The sequence below is a fragment of the Acidocella aluminiidurans genome (genome assembly GCF_055383125.1).
The window spans coordinates 617,836-636,948 of sequence record NZ_AP031589.1 but is presented as its reverse complement, the minus strand read 5'-3'; the positions used below and the strand labels follow the sequence as shown (position 1 = coordinate 636,948).

The window sequence follows — 19,113 nt, the reverse complement described above, 5'->3', positions numbered from 1 at the left end:
AGGCGCTTACGCCACCTCGGCCAGCCGCCCCAGCTGCTCCAGCGCAAAAGAATAAAGCTGCTCCTGGCCCAGCATGAACACCCGCAGGCCGCGCGGAAACAGGCGGGCAATCGGCGCCTCGCGCACATCCAGCCCGCCGGTGAGAGCGCCGAAGGCGGGCAGGATCAGCCGGGTGCTGCCATCGGAGACGAAGCAGGGCCGCGAGACCCGCTTGGCCCGCGACTCGATGCTGGCTTTCGGGTGGAAATGCCCGGACAGCTCGATCTCCCGCAACCCCAGCTGGGCCTGCGCCTGGTGGCGGAACACGAACGGGCCTTCCCGGTGCTCGGCCACGCATTGCCCCGGCAGATCATGCGGGGTGGCGTCGTGATTGCCGGCGATCCAGATGATCTGCGCCTCCCGGCCGATCGCTTCCAGCCGGGCGCGGTCATCCTTGGAGAGCCGGGCATGGCCTTGCCTGTCATGGAAGCTGTCCCCGAGCGCGATCAGCCGGGACGGGCGGTAGAGCCGCACCAGCCTGGTCAGCCGCTCCAGCGTCGCCCTGGTATCGAACGGCGGCAGCAGCGCCCCGCGGGCGGCCAGCGAGGAGGATTTCTCGAAATGCAGGTCGGCGACGATCAGCACCCGCTTGGCGGGCCAGAAAGCGGCACCGGAGGGGTCGAGCATCAAACGTTCGTTGCGGAAATGAATCGGTGCGGCGGTCATGTATGGTCAAAGAGCATATTCTGTCCTTTCGGACCATGCATAAAATTTCCATGAACATTCCCGTCTTCGCTGGCCCCGTCTTCGCTGGCCTCGGCGATCAGCGCCTGCGTCTCGGCCAGCAGCAGTTCCTCGGCCTCGCCCTGCACATGCTCGCGGCCAATCTCCAGCAGCACCGGCACCGCCAAGGGCGAGACGCGGGAGAGCGCCATATGGGTGATCCGCCCTTTCGCCCGCGCCAGCAGGGCGGCGATGCGGGAGAGATCGATCAGCCCGTGCGCCGCATCCGCGCGGGTGGCGCGCAACAGAATATGGTCGGGCTGGTGGCGGCGCAGCACGTCGTAGATCAGATCCGAATTCACCGTCACCTGGCGGCGGTTTTTCTCGGCACCTGGGAGCTGGCGCGGGATCAGCCCGGCAATCACCGCCACCTGCCGGAAGGCGCGGCGCAGCAGCGAGCTGGTCTCCATCCATTCCTCCAGATCATCCCCCAGCAAATCCTCATGGAAAAGCTGCTCAATCTTCTCCGGCCGATGGGCGGACCACACCGCCAGCACATAATCGGAGGCGACAAAGCCGATCGGCGCAAACCCCGCCCGCTCCATCCGCTTGGTCAGCAGCAGCCCCAAAGTCTGGTGCGCATTGCGCCCCTCAAACGCATACACCACCATGAACCAGCGCCCGGCGCGCGGGAATGTCTCCACCAGCAAGCCGTTCGGGCCGGGCAGGCGGGAGCGGCGCTTCTGCAATGCCAGCCATTCCCGCACCTGTTCGGGAAATGCGCCCCAACAGGAAGGGTCATGCAGCATCGCCCGTACCCGTGCCGCCAGATTGGTGGTCAGCGGCAGCCTGGCCCCGGCATAGGCCGGCACTTTCGGCTCCTTGCCCGGCGCCTCCACCACCTCCGCCGCATTCTCCCGCAGTCGGATGAATTTCAGCACCCGTCCGGCAAACATGAAGCTGTCGCCTGGGGTGAGCTGATTGACGAAATATTCCTCCACCTCGCCAAGCGCCGCGCCAAACCCGCCACCGCGCCGCCCCAGCAGCCGGATCTTGATCATCGGCGCCTCGACGATGGTGCCGATATTCATCCGGAATTGCTGCACCACCCTGGCATTGGCCGGATAGAGAAACCCCTCCGAATCCCGGAATAATTTGCGATAGCGCTCATAGGCCGCCAGCGCGTAGCCGCCATCCTCGACAAAGCCGAGCACCGCATCGAAATCCGGGCGCGAAAGCGCCTCATAGGGCGCAGCGCTGACAACCTCGCGATAGAGATCATCCGGGTGAAATTTGCCCGCACAAGCCATGCCCAGAATATGCTGGGCCAGCACATCCAGCCCGCCGGGCCGGGGCGGATCGCCATCCAAAGCCGCCTCCGCCACACCCGCCATGGCTGCCTCGCATTCCAGCACCTCGAACCGGTTGGCCGCCACCAGCACGGCGCGGGAGGGCTCATCCAGCCGGTGATTGGCCCGGCCCAGACGTTGCAGCAGTCGGGACACACCTTTCGGCGCGCCGATCTGCAGCACCTGATCCACCCCGCCCCAATCGATGCCCAGATCCAGCGAGGAGGTGGCGATGACGCCGCGCAATCTCCCCTCCGCCATCGCCGCCTCCACCTTGCGGCGCTGGGCAATGTCCAAACTGCCATGATGAATGGCGATCGGCAGATTTTCCTCATTATGCCGCCAGATTTCCGCAAACAGCAGCTCCGCCTGGGCGCGGGTATTGACGAAGACGATGCTCATTTTCGCGAGGGCGATCTTTTGCAGCACCAGCTCCGCCGATTTCAGCCCCATATGGCCAGACCAGGGGATTTCCTTTTCCGGCAGCGCCAATGTTATCTCCGGCGCTGCCCCCGCCTCAGCCAGCACCAGCCTGGCCTCAGGACTGACAAACCGCCGCATCGCCTCAGGATGCGCCACCGTCGCCGAAAGCCCGACAATCCTAGTGGCAGACAATGCACGCAGCCGCGCGATGCACAAGGCAAGCTGATCCCCCCGCTTGGTTCCGGCCAGCGCATGGATCTCATCCACCACCACACAGGCCAGCTCGCCAAAATAGGCGGCACTATTCTCCTGCGAGAGCAGCAACAACAGCGATTCCGGTGTGGTGAGCAGAATATTCGGCGCCACTTCCTTCTGCCGCGCCCGCCGGTTAGCTGGCGTGTCGCCGCTGCGGGTCTCGATGGAGACGGACAAGCCCATCTCCGCCACCGGCATTTGCAGATTGCGGGCAATATCCGTCCCCAGCGCCTTCAGCGGGCTGACATAGAGCGTATGCAACCCCGTGCGCGGGCTTGCCGCCAGCGCAACCAGGCTCGGCAGAAACCCCGCCAGCGTCTTGCCCGCCCCGGTGGGGGCGATCAGCAGCGCATCCGCGCCTTCCTCGGCAGCCGCCAGCATCGCCGCCTGATGCGCGCGCAGGCCCCAGCCTTTCGCGGCGAACCATTTTTCAAATCGCTCTGGCAGAGAGGCCATGCGCCACCATATGGTGTTTTCATGCTTTGTTCCAACACCCCGCACCCGGAACGCTGGCTGAAGCCCACCCCGGCCGGGCTCTATTGCCTGCCGGGCGATTTTTATATCGACCCGCTGCGGGCCGTGCCGCGCGCCATCATCACCCACGGCCATTCGGACCATGCCCGCCCCGGCCATGACCATGTCCTCGCCACGCCGGAGACGCTGGCCATCATGCGCACCCGCATGGGCGCGGAGCGGGCAGGGGCCAGGCAGCAGGCTCTGCCCTATGGCGAACAGCTCCACATTAACGATGTTAACATAAAGCTTGTCCCCGCAGGACACGTGTTAGGCTCCGCCCAGATCGTGCTGGAACATGCCGGCAGCCGCGTCGTCGTCTCCGGCGATTACAAGCGCCAGCCAGACCCAACCTGCGCCCCGTTCGAGCCGGTGCGTTGCGATGTGTTCGTCACCGAAGCCACCTTCGGACTGCCGGTCTTCCGCCACCCCAACCCCGCCGGCGAGATTGAAAAACTCCTGCGCTCGCATGCGCTTTTTCCTGATCGCACGCATGTCATCGGCGCCTATTCGCTGGGCAAATCCCAGCGGCTGATCGCCATGCTGCGCCAGCAGGGGTTCGATGCGCCGATCTATCTGCACGGGGCGCATGCCAATCTCTGCGCGTTGTATGAGAGCCTCGGCGTGCCCTTGGGCGAATTACGCCCCGCCACTGTCGCCCAAAAAGCCCAGCTCAAGGGGGCGATGGTGCTGGCCCCACCCTCGGCGGTGGGCGAGCGCTGGGGGCGGCGGCTGGAAGACCCGGTGGTCGCCCAGGCCTCAGGCTGGATGCGCGTGCGCCAACGCGCCAAAGCCTCGGGCATCGAGCTGCCGCTGATCATCTCCGACCATGCCGATTGGGACGATCTGCTGGCCACCATCGCCGAGGTTCAGGCTCCGGAAATCTGGGTCACACACGGCGCCGAGGAAGCGCTGATCCGCGCCTGCGCCCTGCGCCAAATCCGCGCCCGCGCCCTCTCTTTGGTCGGGTACGGGGAGGAGGAGGGCGAATGAAAGCCTTCGCCGAACTCCTGGAGCGCCTGCTCTTCGCCCCCGGCCGCAACACCAAAATCGCCCTGCTGCGCGCCTATTTCGCCACGCGCCCAGACCCGGAGCGCGGCTATGCCCTGGCCGCCATCGCCGGCGCGCTGGATTTCCCCGGCGCAAAATCCGCGACGCTGAAGGAGCTGGCGGCGGCGCGCACAGATGCCGAGCTGTTTTCGCTGTCTTACGATTTCGTCGGCGACCTGGCCGAGACCATCGCGCTGATCTGGCCCACCCATGGCGACGACGCGCCGGACCTGCCCTCCATCGTCGAAGCGCTACGAAACGCCAAGAGAACCGAAATACCTGGCTTAATTGAAGGATGGCTGGACCGCTGCGATCCCTCAACCCGGTTGGCCCTCATCAAACTCCTCACTGGCGGCCTGCGCGTCGGCGCCTCGCTGCGCCTGGCCAAGCTGGCTCTGGCGGAGATGGGGCTGGTGGATGTGAATGAGATCGAGGAGATCTGGCACGGTCTCGCGCCCCCCTACACCAGCCTGTTCAGCTGGCTGGAGGGCAGGGGGCCGCGCCCCACGCCCGGCGAGGCGCCGGTCTTCCGCCCGGTGATGCTGGCGCATCCGGTGGAGGAAGAGGACATCGCCCGCACCGACTGGCGGGATTTCCGGGCGGAGCAGAAATATGACGGCATCCGGGTGCAGCTTGTCGCCACCCCGACCGGCAAGCGGCTCTATTCGCGCGCCGCCGAGGATATTTCCGCCGCCTTCCCGGAAATCCTGGAGGCCGCGGTTTTCCACGCCGTGCTGGATGGCGAGCTGCTGGTGATGCGCGACGGCGAAATCGCGCCTTTCTCGGATCTTCAACAGCGCCTCAACCGCAAGACCACCACTCCCGCCTTGCAGCAAAAATTCCCGGTCGGGATCATGCTCTATGATCTGCTGTTCGAGAACGCCGAGGATCTGCGCTCCTTCCCGTTTGATGCCCGCCGCGCCCGGCTGGAAGCCTGGTTCGCGGCCACCAGCCCGCCCGCCATGCAGCTCTCGCCTTTGATCAGCTTCGCCCACATGGACGAGCTGGCAGCCCTGCGCGAGGCGGCGCGGGCGGAGGCGAGCGAAGGGCTGATGCTCAAGCGCGGCGACGCCCCTTACGTCGCCGGGCGGCCGAAGGGGCTGTGGTGGAAATGGAAACGCGCCCCACTGAGCCTGGATGCGGTGCTGATGTACGCCCAGCGCGGCCACGGCAAACGCTCCTCCTTCTATTCGGATTACACGTTCGGCGTCTGGACCGAGGCGGGCGAGCTGGTGCCGGTGGCGAAGGCCTATTCCGGCTATACCGATGAGGAGCTGAATTTCATCGATAAATGGATCCGCTCCCATACCATCGCCCGCTTTGGCCCGGTGCGGGAGGTGGAGAAAAAGCTGGTCTTCGAGCTGGGGTTCGATGCCGCCCAGCTCTCCACCCGGCATAAATCCGGCATCGCGCTGCGCTTCCCGCGCATATTGCGCCTGCGCACGGACAAGCCGGCTGAGGAGGCGGACCGGCTGGAGAGCCTGCGCAAACTCATTTAGCCCCGTCCGCGCATTTGGAGGGCTCATATATTGTCATCCACCCCGCCCGAGCCCAGATCCATGAGGGGCTTTTCAACCGCCAGCGGGATGTGATGATAAATCCAGGGACGAAGACAAACCGCGTGCGGTTGGGTATCTGGCCGCTACAGGCTCTGAATTTTTTCATGGCCGACATGCAGGCCGGAATCGGGCCATTCCTGAGCGTCTTCCTGCTCGCGCATCACTGGACAAGCGGGCCGATCGGCACGGTGATGACCCTTGGCGGTCTCGCGGGGATGGTGATGACGGCGCCGGCCGGTGCGTTGGTCGATGCGACGCACCGCAAGCGACTCTTGATCGTCCTCACCGGCATCTGCACCGTCGCCGCCTCCAGCCTTATTCTTCTCTCGCAGGAATTTTGGATGATTGCCGCCTCGCAGGTGGCAACGGCGATCGCCGGGGCGGCGATCGGTCCGGCGGTCGCCGGGCTGACCCTCGGCATCGTGCATCAAAGCGGCTTTCCTCAACAAAATGCCCGCAACCAGGCATTCAATCATGCGGGGAACATGGTCGGCGCGGGCCTGTCTGGTTTGCTGGGCTGGCTCTACGGGTTTCCCGCCGTTCTCGCTTTGGCGGGCGCGTTTGGCGTGTTGTCGATCATTTCAGTGTTGATGATCCCCGCCAGGGCGATCGACCATGAGGCCGCCCGGGGGCTGACCAGCGCAACCGGCCGCGACGGCCATGCAAGCGGCCTGCAAGTTCTGTTGCGGACGAAGCCGCTCTTGATTCTGGCGGCATCGCTCGCCTGCTTCCATTTGGGCAACGCCGCGATGTTGCCGCTTTACGGGCTTGCGGTGGTTGGCGCCAAGCAGGGAAACCCGACGATCTTCGTGGCGCAGACGGTCGTCGTCGCGCAGGCGGTCATGATCCTCGCCTCGATCTTCGCCATGCGGCTGGTGGATAAACGCGGATATTGGCTTTTGCTGCTGATCTCATTTGTCTCTTTACCAATTCGGGATGCAGACACGAAAGTGCATTTTACGCACGCTAGCCGTGAACGAATAAGGAACACCTGAAGTCCCGTTTACCTGCCTATGCCGTAATTTCGTAGCTTTGTTTGAGCAGATCGTAGACCGGCTGAATGAGCGCTTCCTCGCCTTTTTGAAAACATTCAAAGAGATCATAGCGGGAGAGAATGCTGACCGGTTGGCGTTCGGCGACACCGCATTCGATGTTTAGGTAGCTGGACAAGACCTCCCTTGATCGTTGGTCTAAGAACTTACCAGTGATTATCTGCTGCTCCCGACACAGCCGGGGCATGTCGGCGAGGAAGGAGCTACCGTCTTCGGGCATCTCAACCAATCTGAGCGGAAAACCATCACGCAGAGCGAACCATTGCAACGCAGCTTTTTCGAAGCTGACGTTTGTAAAGCCGGCATACTGTGGATCGCCCTTGCGGGCAGTGTCGTTCTCATCCGAGTATTTTCCTCGGAAGGTGAGGTCCTGGAACGCGCCTTCGAAGCGGCAATTCACAAAGCCGCTGCATCCGAAATCCACCCCGCTCAGCTTTTTGAACACGAATGAACAGCCAACAAAATGCGGATCGCCGATACTCGTCTTCGTCAGCTTCACATTCTCGAAGTGGCAATTCACGTAGCGGGACTGGTACTCGCCTCTCTTGCTTGTGTTCCAGTCAAACCCAATCGCTCCCATTGTCCATTCGCAGCGATAGAACCGGCAATTGGTAAAGGTGCTGCCATAGTCACCGAAATCATTCATATCGGTGTAATCGAAGACGCAGTCTTGGAAGACTGAATGTTCGGAGATCGTTTCAGCCAAAATTCCTGCCGTGAAGTCGCAGCCTTTGAGCACAGCATGCCTCAACTTCGCCTTACGTCGCGCTCCTGGCAGACAAAGCCGGAATCCCCGAAAATCAAACAAGCCATCTTCGGTCTTGCCGAAGGGCTGGGTCTTGAGGGCCTCGTCAGGATCGATTCCAGCCCAACGTTCGCGCCAGGCGGTGAACTGCTTGGCGGTGTATCGCTTCGGTGGTCTGGATGCGGAAAATTCGGTCATGATGCCTATGGCAGAAAAATGTCGTCAATGATCGGGATATCGGGTTCCTCTGGCGTGATGACGGTATCCGGCGGTCCTTGCGGCGAAGCCGGGGCAATTTTGGGCGGCGGCATTGGTGGCTGGGGATCAATTGTCTTGCCGCTGGTGTCCAGATGCATCAGATCGTCACCGTATTTCAGCCGGTGCGCCTGAAGTTGCTCCTGGGTGGTCATGTCGTACTGGTCGCCAGTGTCCTTATCGATGAAGTCTGGCCCCTTGTTGGGCTTGCCGGTGACCCGCTCTCCTATGTCTGGATCTTTTCTGACATTTTCCCGAGCCTCTTTGTCGATCTGACTCCCCCGGAACCGCGCTCGCGCGTTCGGGTCTTTCTCGATCGCTTTCAATTGCCGTGGGCTATACACGTTTTTATCCGGCCCCTGGTCGATTTTCCGGGCCGCATTGGTGGTGTGATCCTGTAAACGCCGAAAGACCTGCTCGCGCGTCAGGGGCGGGTTTTGGGGCGTGGTCGTATCCGATACCAGCGTGACAGAAGGTGCCCCCGCGCCACCACCGCCCCCCGCGCCGCTGCCGGTCTCCCCGATCAGAACGGTTGGGCTGCCAAGGACGATGACACCGCCATGAGAGGTCTGGTCGCCCATGCGGGCGGCTGGCAGGCCGTTGATGAAGACCCCGGACGATCCCTTGATGATGGTTGCGGGCGGCCCGACGCACGTGGCGGTATCCGTCACCCTGGCGGCGGGCAACCCGCCGATCAGAACATTGGGTGATCCGGCAACAATCGCCCCGCCGACATGTGGCACCGGTCCGTCGCTGGCCGGGCAGATGTGCATATCGGTAATTCGCGCAGCGGGTTTGCCTTCGGCCATGAGGTAACACTACTGAACAGAGCCAGACTGGCAAGGCAACAATGTAGATTATGCCCGTTCGTCCGTGAAATGAGGATTTATCGGACACGTGCCAAACCGTCCGGCAATTTGACATTCTGATGAGATCACGGACAAATCTATTTTCGGATAAGAAAACGGACAAATGTTTCCTATCCGTTCATGTCTGGCGTGCGTAAAATGCACTTTCGTGTCTGCACCCCAATCCGTGGGATCGTCGCCGCGCATCTCATCGTCGCCTGGGGCGTTTACCCGGTGCAGATTCTGGATGGGATCGGCGCCGGCCTGCAAAGCGTCGCGGTACCTGGCCTGGTCGCGCGCATCCTCAATGGCACCGGCCGGGTGAATGTCGGCCAGGGGGCGGTGATGACGGTTCAAGGCGTCGGCGCCGCATTGAGCCCGGCGCTCGGCGGGTGGATCGCGGAGGGGCTCGGATATCCGACGATGTTTACGATATTAGGAGGGTTCGCGTTGGTCTCACTGGCGCTCTGGATCGGCTTCGCCAGCCAGCTCAGGCCCGCTTGCGACCGCATTGCCGACGCCTGAGCGCGCGGGCTCGTCCCATAATCGTGACGGCGTATAGCCCATTTTCCGCCATTTACTGGCTTGATTATGCGTTTGCGTGGGAGTGGTCCGGCGCGAATTCATGGAGTCTGTCTTGAAGCGTCTCATTTTCGTATTTCCCCTGCTCGCCATCATCGGGTCTTCACCGGCCTTAGCCGCGGGCTGTGTGTCCGGCGCGGCCGTGGGGGCGGTTGCCGGTCACTATGCCGGCCATCATGCCGTGCTTGGCGCGGTCGGGGGCTGCATCGCGGGTCATGAGCTGAAGAAGCGCCAGAAGAGGCAGGCGCAGGAGCAGCAAATACAGCGCCAGCAGCAAGGCAATTTTTGAACGTCGCCGCATCGGCGGCGCCTGAATTGGGCGCCGCCGGCGGGCGATTATGATGTGACCAGGGGCCGGAAAACATATAGGCTGGAGCCAAAGCCTGGAGGAAGCCATGCGAGGCGCGCCGACGCACGAGGTGCTGAACCAGCCCCCGCCCTTGGAGGATTTCAACGCCTGGACAAAAGATGCGGCGCTGTGCCAGGCCGTGAAAACCTATGGCGGCGGCTGGGCGGCGCCACGGCTTTGCGCCTGCGGCTGGCATGTGGGGTCGGCCCGGGTGCTGGAGCTGGCCCGGCAGGCCAACCGCTTCACGCCGGAATTACGGACCCATGACCGTTACGGGCACCGGATTGACGAGCTGGCCTTCCACCCCGCCTGGCATGAGCTGATGGCCATGGTGCGGGCGGATGAGGTGCATGCCCTGGGCTGGACCGATCAGCGCCCCGGCGCCCATGTGGCGCGTGCGGCGCTGTCTTATCTCTGGGCGCAGGGCGAGGCCGGGGTCGGGTGCCCGGCGGCGATGACATTTGCCGCCCTGGCCGCTTTGCGCCATGCCCCGGATCTGCTGGCCCGGTTTCAGCCGGGTATCTTGTCTCCCGGCTACGATCCCCGCCCCCTGCCGCCGGCGCAGAAAGCGGCCCTGACCGTGGCCATGGCGATGACGGAGAAACAAGGCGGCTCCGATCTGCGCCAGGTACAGACGCTTGCCACCCATCAGGGCGGGGATATTTACGAGCTGACCGGGCATAAATGGTTCTTCTCCGTGCCGGTGGCGGATCTGTTCCTGACCCTGGCGCGCACCCCGGCCGGGCCGACCTGCTTTCTGGCCCAAGGCTGGCGTGATGAGGGCGGGCGCAATTTCCTGGCCCTGCAAAGATTAAAGGATAAATGCGGCAACCGCTCCAATGCCTCGGCGGAGGTCGAGTTCCGGGGGCTGGAAGCGAGGATTGTCGGCGCCGAGGGGCGCGGCATCGCGACCATCCTCGACATGGCGCATCTGACCCGGCTAGAATGCGCGCTGGGCAGCGCCGGGCAGATGCGCCAGGCGGTGCGGCTGGCGGCGCACCACGCGGCGCATCGCCGCGCCTTTGGGGCTGATCTCGCCGCCCAGCCGGCGATGGCGAATGTGCTGGCGGATCTGGCGCTGGAGGCGGAGGCGGCGATGTGGCTGGCAATGCGGGCCGCCGCGGCACTGGATGAAGCCGGCCGGGACGAAAGCGAGCAGATACTGGCCCGGTGTCTGGCGCCGATCGCCAAATATTTCATCTGTAAACGCGCCCCGATGGTGGTGGCGGAGGCGCTGGAATGCCATGGCGGCAATGGCTTTATCGAGGAGCATGACATCGCCCGGCTCTACCGGGACGCGCCGCTGAACGGGCTGTGGGAGGGCTCGGGCAATGTCATCTGCCTGGATGTGTTGCGCGCCCTCTCTCGCCAACCGGAGGGGCTGGCGCTGCTGCGCGCTGAAATCGGCAAGGCCAAGGGCGCCAGCAAGGCGCTGGATGCCTGGCTCGCCGCGCCGCTGCCGGCCTTTGAGCCGCGCCATGCAAGGCGTTTGACCGAGCAGCTTGCCCTGGCCTTGGCCGCCAGCCTGCTGCTGCGCCATGCTCCCGGCTTCATGGCGGATGCCTACTGCGCCACCCGGCTTGGCCAGGATGGCGGGCAGGCGCTGGGCACCTTGCCGGCTGGGGTCGATTTCACCCCGATCATCCAGCGCCTGTCGGGGTGAGGGGGCTTCAGGTCACGTCCGCGAGCGCGAAGCTGCCGCCCTGGAAACGCCAGCCCGGATCCTGCCCACGCAGAATCTCCTCGGCATAATCCTCGGCATTCTGCTTGGGCGCATAGCCCAGCGCGGCGGCTTCGGCATTGTCCCACCAGGAGCGGCTATTGGCGGAGACGCCCCAGACCGTCAGGCAGCCTACATCCGGCACGGTGGCGGCGCGCCAGATGAGATCCTCCAGATCGTCATAGCCCAGCCAGGTGGAGAGATGGCGCGGCTCGGTCGGCCGCTCGATGGCGCTGCCGATCCGCAGCGAGACCGTCTCGATCCCGAACTTGTCGAAATAAAGCTGCCCCATCGCCTCGCCCCAGACCTTGGAGAGGCCGTAATTGCCGTCCGGGCGGACCTTGTCGGCGAGGCTCAAACGTTGCCCGGCCGGGTACATGCCGATCGTGTGGTTGGAGGAGGCGAAGACGATCCGCTTCACCCGATGCCGCCGCGCCCCCTCATAGAGGCGCTGCAGCGCGACCAGATTATTCTGGATGATCTCCGCCAGCGGCTTCTCGACCGAGCTGCCGGCGAGATGGATCACCGCGTCAGCCCCCGCCAGCGCCGCATCGACCACCGCATCCTCGCGCAGATCGCCGCCCAGCACCCGTTCCTCGGGCGAGACCGGCTCCGGCAGGCGATGCCCGGCGGCGGTGAGCACCGCCCCCCTGGCGATCAAACGCGGGCGCAGCACCAGGCCCAGCGCGCCGCCGGCCCCGGTGAGGGTGAGTTTGGGCCCGGCCATCAGTGCGCCGCCGATTTCTTGGAGCGCCCGACGATCTGGGTGGGATCGACGAAGCGCAGCGCGATGATCAGGCAGACCAGGCTGGTGACCATATAGATCACCGCCATCGCGTCGATCGTCTGGTTGGCGCGCATGCCGGCCGCGAACACCGAGTAATAGAGTGCCACGACCAGCGTCTGGTTGCCCGGCCCGGCGGTGAGGAAGGTGAGCTCGAACAGGCCGATGGTGCGCACCAGCACCAGCACCAGCGCCGCCAGGATGCCGGGCAGCAGCAGCGGCACCATCACGCTGCGGAACAGCGCCCAGGTCCCGGCGCCGAACACCCGCGCCGCCGCCTCCACCCTGGGGTCGATCTGCTCGATGAAGGGCACCAGGATGAAGATCACGAAGGGCACGCTCGGCATCAGATTGGCCAGAATGACGCCGGTGAGGGTGCCGCCGAGGCCGAACTGATACAGCACCGAGGCGAGCGGAATGCCGTAGGTGAAGGGCGGGATGATCAGCGGCAGCACGAACAGCAGCATCACCAGCTTCTTGCCGGGGAAGTCCCGCCGCGCCAGCGCGTAGGCCGCCGGCACGCCGAGCAGGGCGGAGCCGATCAGCACCGCGCCGGCCACTTCCAGCGTCACCACCAGCACGCCGCCGAGCTGGAAGCTGCTCCAGGATTCGCTGTACCAGCTGGTGGTGAAACCGTTTGGCAGCCAGGTGGCGAACCAGGAGGTGCCGAGACTGTCTACCACCACGCTGAGGATGATGCCGGTCAGGTTGATGATGAAGAAGCCCACCAGCGCCCAGATGGCGATGCGCCAGAGCTTGCCCGCGATCTCGCTTTCGATTTTCATGTGTTTCACCCTTTGCCGCCCGCCGCCGGGCCGCGATAGAGAGCCGCGCTGGCCTTCATCACGATGGCGACGACGATGATCTGCACCAGCCCCATGATGATGGCGATGGCCGAGCCCATCGAATAATCATATTGTTCATAGGCCGCGTGATAGGCGGCGATGGCGATGACGCGCGTCGGACCGGAGGGGGAGCCGACCAGAACCGCCGAGGGAAACACCGAGAAAGCCTGCACGAAGGCCAGGCAGAAGGTGATCGCCAGGCCAGCTCCCAGCAGCGGCAGCAGAATATGCCGGAAGCGCGCCGCCGGCCCCGCCCCCAGCATCGAGGCCGCCTGTTCCAGCGACGGATCGATGCCGCTGACATAAGACAGGATCAGCATGAAGCAGAAGGGAAAGCCGCTGACGATCTGCGAGAGAAACACGCCGGTGAAATTATGCACCAGCCGCACCGGCGCATCGATGACATGCAGCGTCATCAGAATCCGGTTGAACCAGCCGAGCGGCCCATAGAAATTCAGCATGCCCTGCGCGGTGAGCACCGTCCCCAGCGTCACCGGAATGATGAGGATGGTGGTGAGCAGACGCTGCTTGCGCAGATGCCGCACCCGCAGCGCGATCGGCACCGAAAGCGCGATATTCACCAGCGTCACCGGCACCGCCAGCTCCAGCGTGGTGAAGATGGTGCCATAGACGTAAGGATCGCTGAAAAAGGCGATGTAGTTGCCAAAGCCGAACACGCCGTTGGCGTTCATCGGGTGCAGGGACAGCCAGAACCCATACAGAGCCGGATAGACGAACAGCGCCAGAACGAACAGCAAGGCCGGCAGCAGCAGCAGCGTCGTCACATCCAGCCCGCGGCGGGCCAGGCGCTGGGCCAGGCTCACACGGTCAGGCGCGGAAGGCGGAGAGAGGGGCACGCTTTCCATGGCCGCACTCATGCCGCCCTCGCGGGATAGACCAGCACACGCTCCGCCGGCGCGCCCAGGCGCAGCGCCTCGCCCGGCTGCACCGGGATATCGGAGCGGAACCAAAGCTCCATGCCGTCCTGGGTGCGGGCCAGGCCGTAGAAATCCCGGCCGCGATATTCAGCGGAAATCACCGAGGCGGCAATCGGCCCGTCATTGGAGGGGGTCAGATCCTCCGGGCGCAGGGCGGCGATCACATCGCGGCCATTGCCGGGCTCGACCGCCAGCCCGGCGATGCGCGCTTCTCCCACCCGCATGCTCAGCCGGCCATTTTCTTCCGTCTCCGCCTCGGCCTTCAGCAGATTGCGATAGCCCATGAACTCGGCGACATCGGCATGCGCCGGGCGGGCATAAAGCTCCTGCGGCGTGCCGACCTGACGCACCTCGCCATCGCGCAGCACCACAATGCGGTCGGCGAGCGACAGCGCCTCGTCCTGGTCATGCGTCACATAGATGGTGGAGCAGCCGATCATGTTGTGGATGCGCCGGATTTCCGCGCGCATTTCAAGACGCAGCTTGGCGTCGAGATTGGAAAGCGGTTCATCCATCAGCACCAGCGGCGGTTCGACGACGATGGCGCGGGCGATCGCGACACGCTGCTGCTGGCCGCCCGAAATCTGTCCGGGCAGCTTATCCGCCTGCTTGGTCAGGCGCACCAGCGCCAGCGCCTCCTCGACCTTGGCGTCGATCACCGCTTGCGGCTTTTTCTGCATGCGCAGGCCAAAGCCGATATTCTTGCGCAGCGACATATGCGGAAACAGCGCATAATTCTGAAACACCATGCCAAAGCCGCGATCTTCCGGCTTCAGATGGTCGATGCGGTTGTCATCCACCCAGATGCTGCCGCCGGTGAGCGGCAGCAATCCGGCGAGGCAGTTCAGGGCCGTCGACTTGCCGCACCCGGAAGGCCCCAGCAGGGCGATGAACTCGCCGCGCTTGATGGTGAGGGAAATATCCTTGAGCGCGTTCAGCCCGCCAAAGTCGCGGCGCATGCGCTCAAGCCTCAGTTCCCGGAAATTCTTCGCGGAAATCGTCATAACCCTTGAACTCCTCGTTGATCTTTTATCAGGACGCGGTGATCACGCCGATCTGCTGGTCCCAGCGGCCGAGCGCATAGACCAGATCGTCCGCGTTCAGCGGCATGTAGGTGGGCGCGCTGGCGATCATCTGATCGTACCAGGGACGGCCGAATTTCGCGATCACATCCTGGCTCTTCTGCGGCGCCATCGAAAGCGGCACATTCTTCACCGCCGGGCCGGGATAGAAATAGCCCTCGTCATAGGTCACCGCCTGCTGCGCCGGCTGCAGCATGAAATTCATCAGATCCAGCACCACGGCCAGTTTTTCCGGCTTGATGCCCTTCGGCACCGCCATGTACTGGGCGTCGCAGACGATGATCTGATTGTCGAACTTCGCGACCTCGACCGAGGCCGGAACCACGCCCAGGGCGCGCGGGTTGATGTCCCAGCCGGTCTGGGTCGGCGTCATCGCGCGCAGGCCCGAGCCCAGCTCCTGCATCACGGTGCCGGTGCCGGAGGGGTAATATTCGATGGTCTTGCCCAGCTCCGCCATGAAGGCCCAGGTCTTGTCCCAGCCCTTGCGCGGGTCACGCGGGTTGGAATCGCCCAGCAGATAGGGCAGGCCCATCATGAAGATACGCGCCGGGCCGGAATTCTCGGGCCGGGCATAGATGAATTTCTTCGGATTCGCCTTGGCCCAGGCGAGCACCTCGGCGGTGGTGGTGGGCACCTGCTTGACCATCGCCGGGTTATATTCGATCAGCGGCCCGGCGGGGCAGAACACCACCTCCAGCGCATGGTCCTGGGCGAAATTCTGCATCTGCAGCGCGTGCGGCTGATAGATCGCCGACGGGTTGGGCAGCGCGCTGGCGTAATTGGGGAAAAGCGGGGTCCAGATGCCCTGCTTCAGACCGGCGGAGAGCGCGTCCACGCCGGTCAGCACCAGGTCGATATCCAGCCGCCCAGCCTGCTGCTCGGCATGCAGCTTGCCCGGCAATTCCGGCGCCGGCGCCTTGCTGTATTCGATGTGCGAAACCAGATGCGGTTTCTGCTTCACATACGCGTCGAAAGCCGGGCGGGTGAGGGCCAGCGTGCCGGCCACATCGACGATGCTGAGGCTCACCGGCGAGGACGGCAAGGCCGGCGCCGCGGCGCGCGCCACGCCGCTCAACCCAGCCGCCGCCATGCCACCCAAAACCGTTCTGCGCGAGACTTTTTCTGTTATCATGTTCCGTTTCCCATTTGCCCAGTTGCGTGGGCTTATTGCGACTCCGCCACGCGGCGCGCGGCCGTGGCGCATAAAAGGCCAGCCTCAAAAATATGTCAACTCATTTTACGACTAAACAAATTTCGGTGGACCGCGAAAAATGCTTTGAAAAACTCAGGAATAAGCGAGGCCGGAAAAAGTCTGTAAAGCAAGAGATAATTATAATTGACATATTTTAGTCGGCTTTGTACGTCATCAAGGCGCGAATTCCGCGTGAAAGCAAAAACAATGCTGGGAGCATGTTCATGATTACCCGAGATTTGTCATACAAATTTACCAAATTGCGCGCTGTGTTGCTGGGAGGGCTCGGCCTTGCCGCGATTTCAGCCGGCGCCGCCCAGGCCTATACATGGCAGGACTGGATGAACCAGAAAACCATGACCGGGAACTGGAATGGCGGGCGCACCCGGCTTGCCGCTGACGGGATTGATTTCACCGCCGGCTATGTCGGCGAACTAGCGAGCAGCGCCTCCGGCGGCAAGCGCCAGGGCAGCGATGTCGCCTCGCAATTTTATTACGGGTTCAAGGCGGATCTCGGCAAGCTCGCCGGGCTGAACGGCACCACGCTGACGGTCGGCTTCAACAGCCGCGTCGGGCGCAACACCTCGGCCGACTATACCGGCAACAAGCTCGCGGTGCAGGAGGTTTACGGCGCCGGCGAGACGACACGCATCGTCGAGGTCAGCCTCACCCAGAAGCTGTTCCACGACCAGGTCGAGCTCAAGGGCGGCTTCTACCCGATGGGCAATGATTTCGCCGGCATCGCCTATGGCTGCGACTTCCAGAATGTCGGCTTCTGCGCCCACCCGCAAAATCTGCCGAATTCCTCGGGCTGGTCCGATAACCCGACCGGCAAATGGGGCGGTCGCGTCAAGCTGAACTTCACCCCGGACGCCTATCTCGAAGCCGGAATCTATGACGTCAATCCAACCTACGGCAATACTGGCAACGGGTTGAAAATGTCCACCTCCGGCTCCACCGGGGCGCTGATCCCCGTTGAGGCGGCCTACAAGACCCATTTCGGCGGCCTGCCCGGCGAATATAAAATTGGCGCTTATTACGATACCAGCGATGCCGCGTCGGTCACCAACGCCTCGGACATCCAGAATGGGCGCTATGGGTTTTACGCGATCGGCGACCAGATGCTGATGAGCTTTGGCGGACCCAAGCGCGGGCTGATCGCCATCGCGATGGTCTCCTATTCCGACCCCAGCACCGCCTTGTTCCAGGGCTCGGTTCTCGGCGGGCTGGAAGCGCGCGGCCCCTTCGCGGCGCGGCCGAACGATTACATCAATGTCGGCTATGTGCGGGCCATCATCAATCATCGCGCGATCGACGCGAAGGAAGCCGCCTCGCACGGAACGCTGACGGATCTGTCCACGGGCGAGGGCGTGATCGAAGCCGGTTACGGGTTTCAGGCGGCGCCGTGGTGGATCATCCATCCCAACGTGCAATATGTGATGGATCCCGGCACCTTCTCCTACAAACATTACGCCAATGCCTGGGTGTTTGGGCTGGAGACCAAGCTGACCTTCTGACCAGACGCGGCATCGCCGCGCGATATGGGTTCAGATCGAAGCGTCTAATTCGATCTGAACCGATCAGGCTCTAGAGCAATATGTGTTTAGGTTGACGCGCCAGCGTCAAAATAAACACATGAAATTGCTCGCTAAAACAAAATTTAGAGCATCAAGCTAAAAGCTTGATGCTCTAAATCGCCAGATAAACCGCCTCCAGACTGGCGCCAACCAGCACCGCCAGCGTCAACAGCGCCCCTGCCGCGCGGCTTTTATTTGGCGCGGGCAGGCGCATCCCGATCGCATGCGCCACCCGTGCCGCCACCAGCACCCAGCCGGCCTTCACCACCAGCCCGGACGGCGCCCCGCCATAGAGATCTCCCGCCAGCAGCAGCAAGGTCAGCGGCACATATTCGGCGAAATTCGCATGGGTGCGCACGGCCACCAGCAAAGCCTTATGCTCCGGCCCGCCCGTTCCCAGCACCACCCTCGCCTTGAAACGCTGAGAAAACACATTCACCGTGAGCAGCGCGAACAGCCCGCCCAGCACCCCGGCACAGGCCAACAGCCCGTGAAACCCTTCCATCTTCACCTCCAATTCTGCAAAAACCTTATAAAATTTCGTGAAATTCCGCCACATTGGCACGGGCAGCGTCTATATTAACGATATTGCTGAGGAGGACGCGACATGGCGAAGCTCGACCCGCACACCCCATCCGGCCCCGCCTTCATGGGCGCCAATTTCGATCCAGAAGCCGCGATGCGGCAATTCCAGGCCCGCACCGCCAATTTGCTGCAGGCGCAGGAGCGCTTGTTCCAGGGGCTGGGGGCGGCCATGCGCGCGCAGCTGCGATTCAGCCAGGAATATCTGGCCAGCCGGATGACGCTGATGCAGTGGAACCAGCTCGACCCCACCCATGTCTCGGAGCTGGTGCAGCGCGATATTGAACAGGCCCAGGCGCTGGCGAAGGAAATCTCGGACGAGCTGCGCGAGAGCTTCACCGAGGCGGGGGCCTTGCTGCGCACCATCCCGGCCCCGCGCAAAGCCGCCGAGCCGACCTCGCCGGAGCCGGCGCGGGAGGTGCACGAGACCTCCACCTCCAAGGCCCGGACGGCCGAGTTGGCGACAACCGCGCCGAAAACCCATGTGACCAAACCCACGGCGGCCCGTCCGCCAGCGCCGGTGACGCGGGACGAGGACATGCCCGCCCCGGCGGCGAAAGCCCGCCTTGCGCCGCGCCCGGTCAGCCGGACGCGAAACAAGCCGAGCGCTTAGAGTAAGATGTGTTGAGGTTGACGCGGTAGCGTCAGGAAAAACACATAAAATTCCTCGCCAAAACAAAAGTTGGAGCATCAAGCTAAACGCTTGACGCT

At 63.6% G+C, this 19,113-nt stretch carries 18 protein-coding genes; 8 read left to right on the top strand and 10 right to left on the bottom strand.

Annotation, left to right across the window (positions count from 1 at the left end; genetic code table 11):
- Positions 1-6: 6 nt before the first annotated feature.
- Both pdeM and ACZ46S_RS03300 read right to left on the bottom strand, forming a co-directional pair.
- A complete protein-coding gene (pdeM, locus tag ACZ46S_RS03305; protein ID WP_295739371.1) occupies positions 7-705 on the bottom strand; it encodes a ligase-associated DNA damage response endonuclease PdeM in 699 nt (232 codons plus the stop codon).
- Entirely contained in the window at positions 702-3,185 is a 2,484-nt protein-coding gene (locus ACZ46S_RS03300; RefSeq protein ID WP_464063346.1) for a ligase-associated DNA damage response DEXH box helicase, read from the bottom strand. Before ACZ46S_RS03300 ends, pdeM begins: the two co-directional genes overlap by 4 nt.
- 21 nt (positions 3,186-3,206) lie before the next feature.
- Here ACZ46S_RS03300 and ACZ46S_RS03295 point away from each other — a divergent pair, with 21 nt between their 5' ends.
- The 3 genes from ACZ46S_RS03295 (at position 3,207) to ACZ46S_RS03285 (ending at position 6,846) form a co-directional block, all read left to right on the top strand.
- Positions 3,207-4,235, top strand: coding sequence for a ligase-associated DNA damage response exonuclease (locus ACZ46S_RS03295; protein ID WP_464063345.1), 1,029 nt, complete (start codon positions 3,207-3,209; stop codon positions 4,233-4,235).
- A complete protein-coding gene (locus ACZ46S_RS03290; protein WP_464063344.1) occupies positions 4,232-5,791 on the top strand; it encodes a cisplatin damage response ATP-dependent DNA ligase in 1,560 nt (519 codons plus the stop codon). Before ACZ46S_RS03295 ends, ACZ46S_RS03290 begins: the two co-directional genes overlap by 4 nt.
- A gap of 92 nt (positions 5,792-5,883) precedes the next feature.
- Complete coding sequence (locus ACZ46S_RS03285) at positions 5,884-6,846, top strand: MFS transporter (protein ID WP_464064318.1); 963 nt, start codon at positions 5,884-5,886, stop codon at positions 6,844-6,846.
- A 16-nt stretch (positions 6,847-6,862) separates the two neighbouring features.
- On the opposite strand, the gene ACZ46S_RS03280 is transcribed toward ACZ46S_RS03285, so the two are convergent.
- Both ACZ46S_RS03280 and ACZ46S_RS03275 read right to left on the bottom strand, forming a co-directional pair.
- Positions 6,863-7,846: a pentapeptide repeat-containing protein gene (locus ACZ46S_RS03280; RefSeq protein WP_464063343.1), complete on the bottom strand. Its 984-nt coding sequence runs from the start codon at positions 7,844-7,846 to the stop codon at positions 6,863-6,865.
- Between the two features lie 5 nt (positions 7,847-7,851).
- Positions 7,852-8,712 carry a PAAR domain-containing protein gene (locus tag ACZ46S_RS03275; RefSeq protein WP_464063342.1) on the bottom strand — a complete coding sequence of 287 codons (861 nt, stop codon included), beginning with the start codon at positions 8,710-8,712 and terminating at the stop codon, positions 7,852-7,854.
- Between the two features lie 198 nt (positions 8,713-8,910).
- Between ACZ46S_RS03275 and ACZ46S_RS03270 the strand changes: the two genes are divergently transcribed.
- From ACZ46S_RS03270 to ACZ46S_RS03260, 3 genes are all read left to right on the top strand, one after another.
- Complete coding sequence (locus ACZ46S_RS03270; protein WP_464063341.1) at positions 8,911-9,276, top strand: MFS transporter; 366 nt, start codon at positions 8,911-8,913, stop codon at positions 9,274-9,276.
- 112 nt (positions 9,277-9,388) lie between these two features.
- The gene (locus ACZ46S_RS03265; protein ID WP_464063340.1) at positions 9,389-9,622 is read left to right on the top strand and encodes a hypothetical protein; all 234 of its coding nucleotides are present in this window, start codon (positions 9,389-9,391) and stop codon (positions 9,620-9,622) included.
- Between the two features lie 106 nt (positions 9,623-9,728).
- Positions 9,729-11,345 carry an acyl-CoA dehydrogenase family protein gene (locus tag ACZ46S_RS03260; RefSeq protein ID WP_464063339.1) on the top strand — a complete coding sequence of 539 codons (1,617 nt, stop codon included), beginning with the start codon at positions 9,729-9,731 and terminating at the stop codon, positions 11,343-11,345.
- A gap of 7 nt (positions 11,346-11,352) precedes the next feature.
- On the opposite strand, the gene ACZ46S_RS03255 is transcribed toward ACZ46S_RS03260, so the two are convergent.
- The 5 genes from ACZ46S_RS03255 to ACZ46S_RS03235 are packed head-to-tail and all read right to left on the bottom strand — an operon-like array spanning position 11,353 to position 16,183.
- Complete coding sequence (locus ACZ46S_RS03255; RefSeq protein ID WP_464063338.1) at positions 11,353-12,129, bottom strand: NAD-dependent epimerase/dehydratase family protein; 777 nt, start codon at positions 12,127-12,129, stop codon at positions 11,353-11,355.
- Positions 12,129-12,971: an ABC transporter permease gene (locus ACZ46S_RS03250; protein ID WP_295739356.1), complete on the bottom strand. Its 843-nt coding sequence runs from the start codon at positions 12,969-12,971 to the stop codon at positions 12,129-12,131. Before ACZ46S_RS03250 ends, ACZ46S_RS03255 begins: the two co-directional genes overlap by 1 nt.
- Positions 12,972-12,976: 5 nt before the next feature.
- Positions 12,977-13,897: an ABC transporter permease gene (locus ACZ46S_RS03245; protein WP_464063337.1), complete on the bottom strand. Its 921-nt coding sequence runs from the start codon at positions 13,895-13,897 to the stop codon at positions 12,977-12,979.
- Between the two features lie 8 nt (positions 13,898-13,905).
- Positions 13,906-14,973, bottom strand: coding sequence for an ABC transporter ATP-binding protein (locus ACZ46S_RS03240; protein WP_464063336.1), 1,068 nt, complete (start codon positions 14,971-14,973; stop codon positions 13,906-13,908).
- Between the two features lie 28 nt (positions 14,974-15,001).
- Positions 15,002-16,183, bottom strand: a complete 1,182-nt coding sequence (locus tag ACZ46S_RS03235; protein WP_464063335.1) for an extracellular solute-binding protein — start codon at positions 16,181-16,183, stop codon at positions 15,002-15,004.
- Positions 16,184-16,512: 329 nt separating this feature from the next.
- Between ACZ46S_RS03235 and ACZ46S_RS03230 the strand changes: the two genes are divergently transcribed.
- On the top strand, positions 16,513-17,760 hold the full coding sequence (locus ACZ46S_RS03230) for a carbohydrate porin (RefSeq protein ID WP_464064317.1): 1,248 nt from the start codon (positions 16,513-16,515) through the stop codon (positions 17,758-17,760).
- Between the two features lie 172 nt (positions 17,761-17,932).
- Here ACZ46S_RS03230 and ACZ46S_RS03225 read toward each other — a convergent pair whose 3' ends face one another.
- Entirely contained in the window at positions 17,933-18,325 is a 393-nt protein-coding gene (locus ACZ46S_RS03225; RefSeq protein WP_464063334.1) for an MAPEG family protein, read from the bottom strand.
- A gap of 102 nt (positions 18,326-18,427) precedes the next feature.
- On the opposite strand from ACZ46S_RS03225, the gene ACZ46S_RS03220 reads away from it, so the two are divergent.
- A complete protein-coding gene (locus ACZ46S_RS03220; RefSeq protein WP_464063333.1) occupies positions 18,428-19,015 on the top strand; it encodes a hypothetical protein in 588 nt (195 codons plus the stop codon).
- The last annotated feature ends 98 nt before the right edge of the window (positions 19,016-19,113 follow it).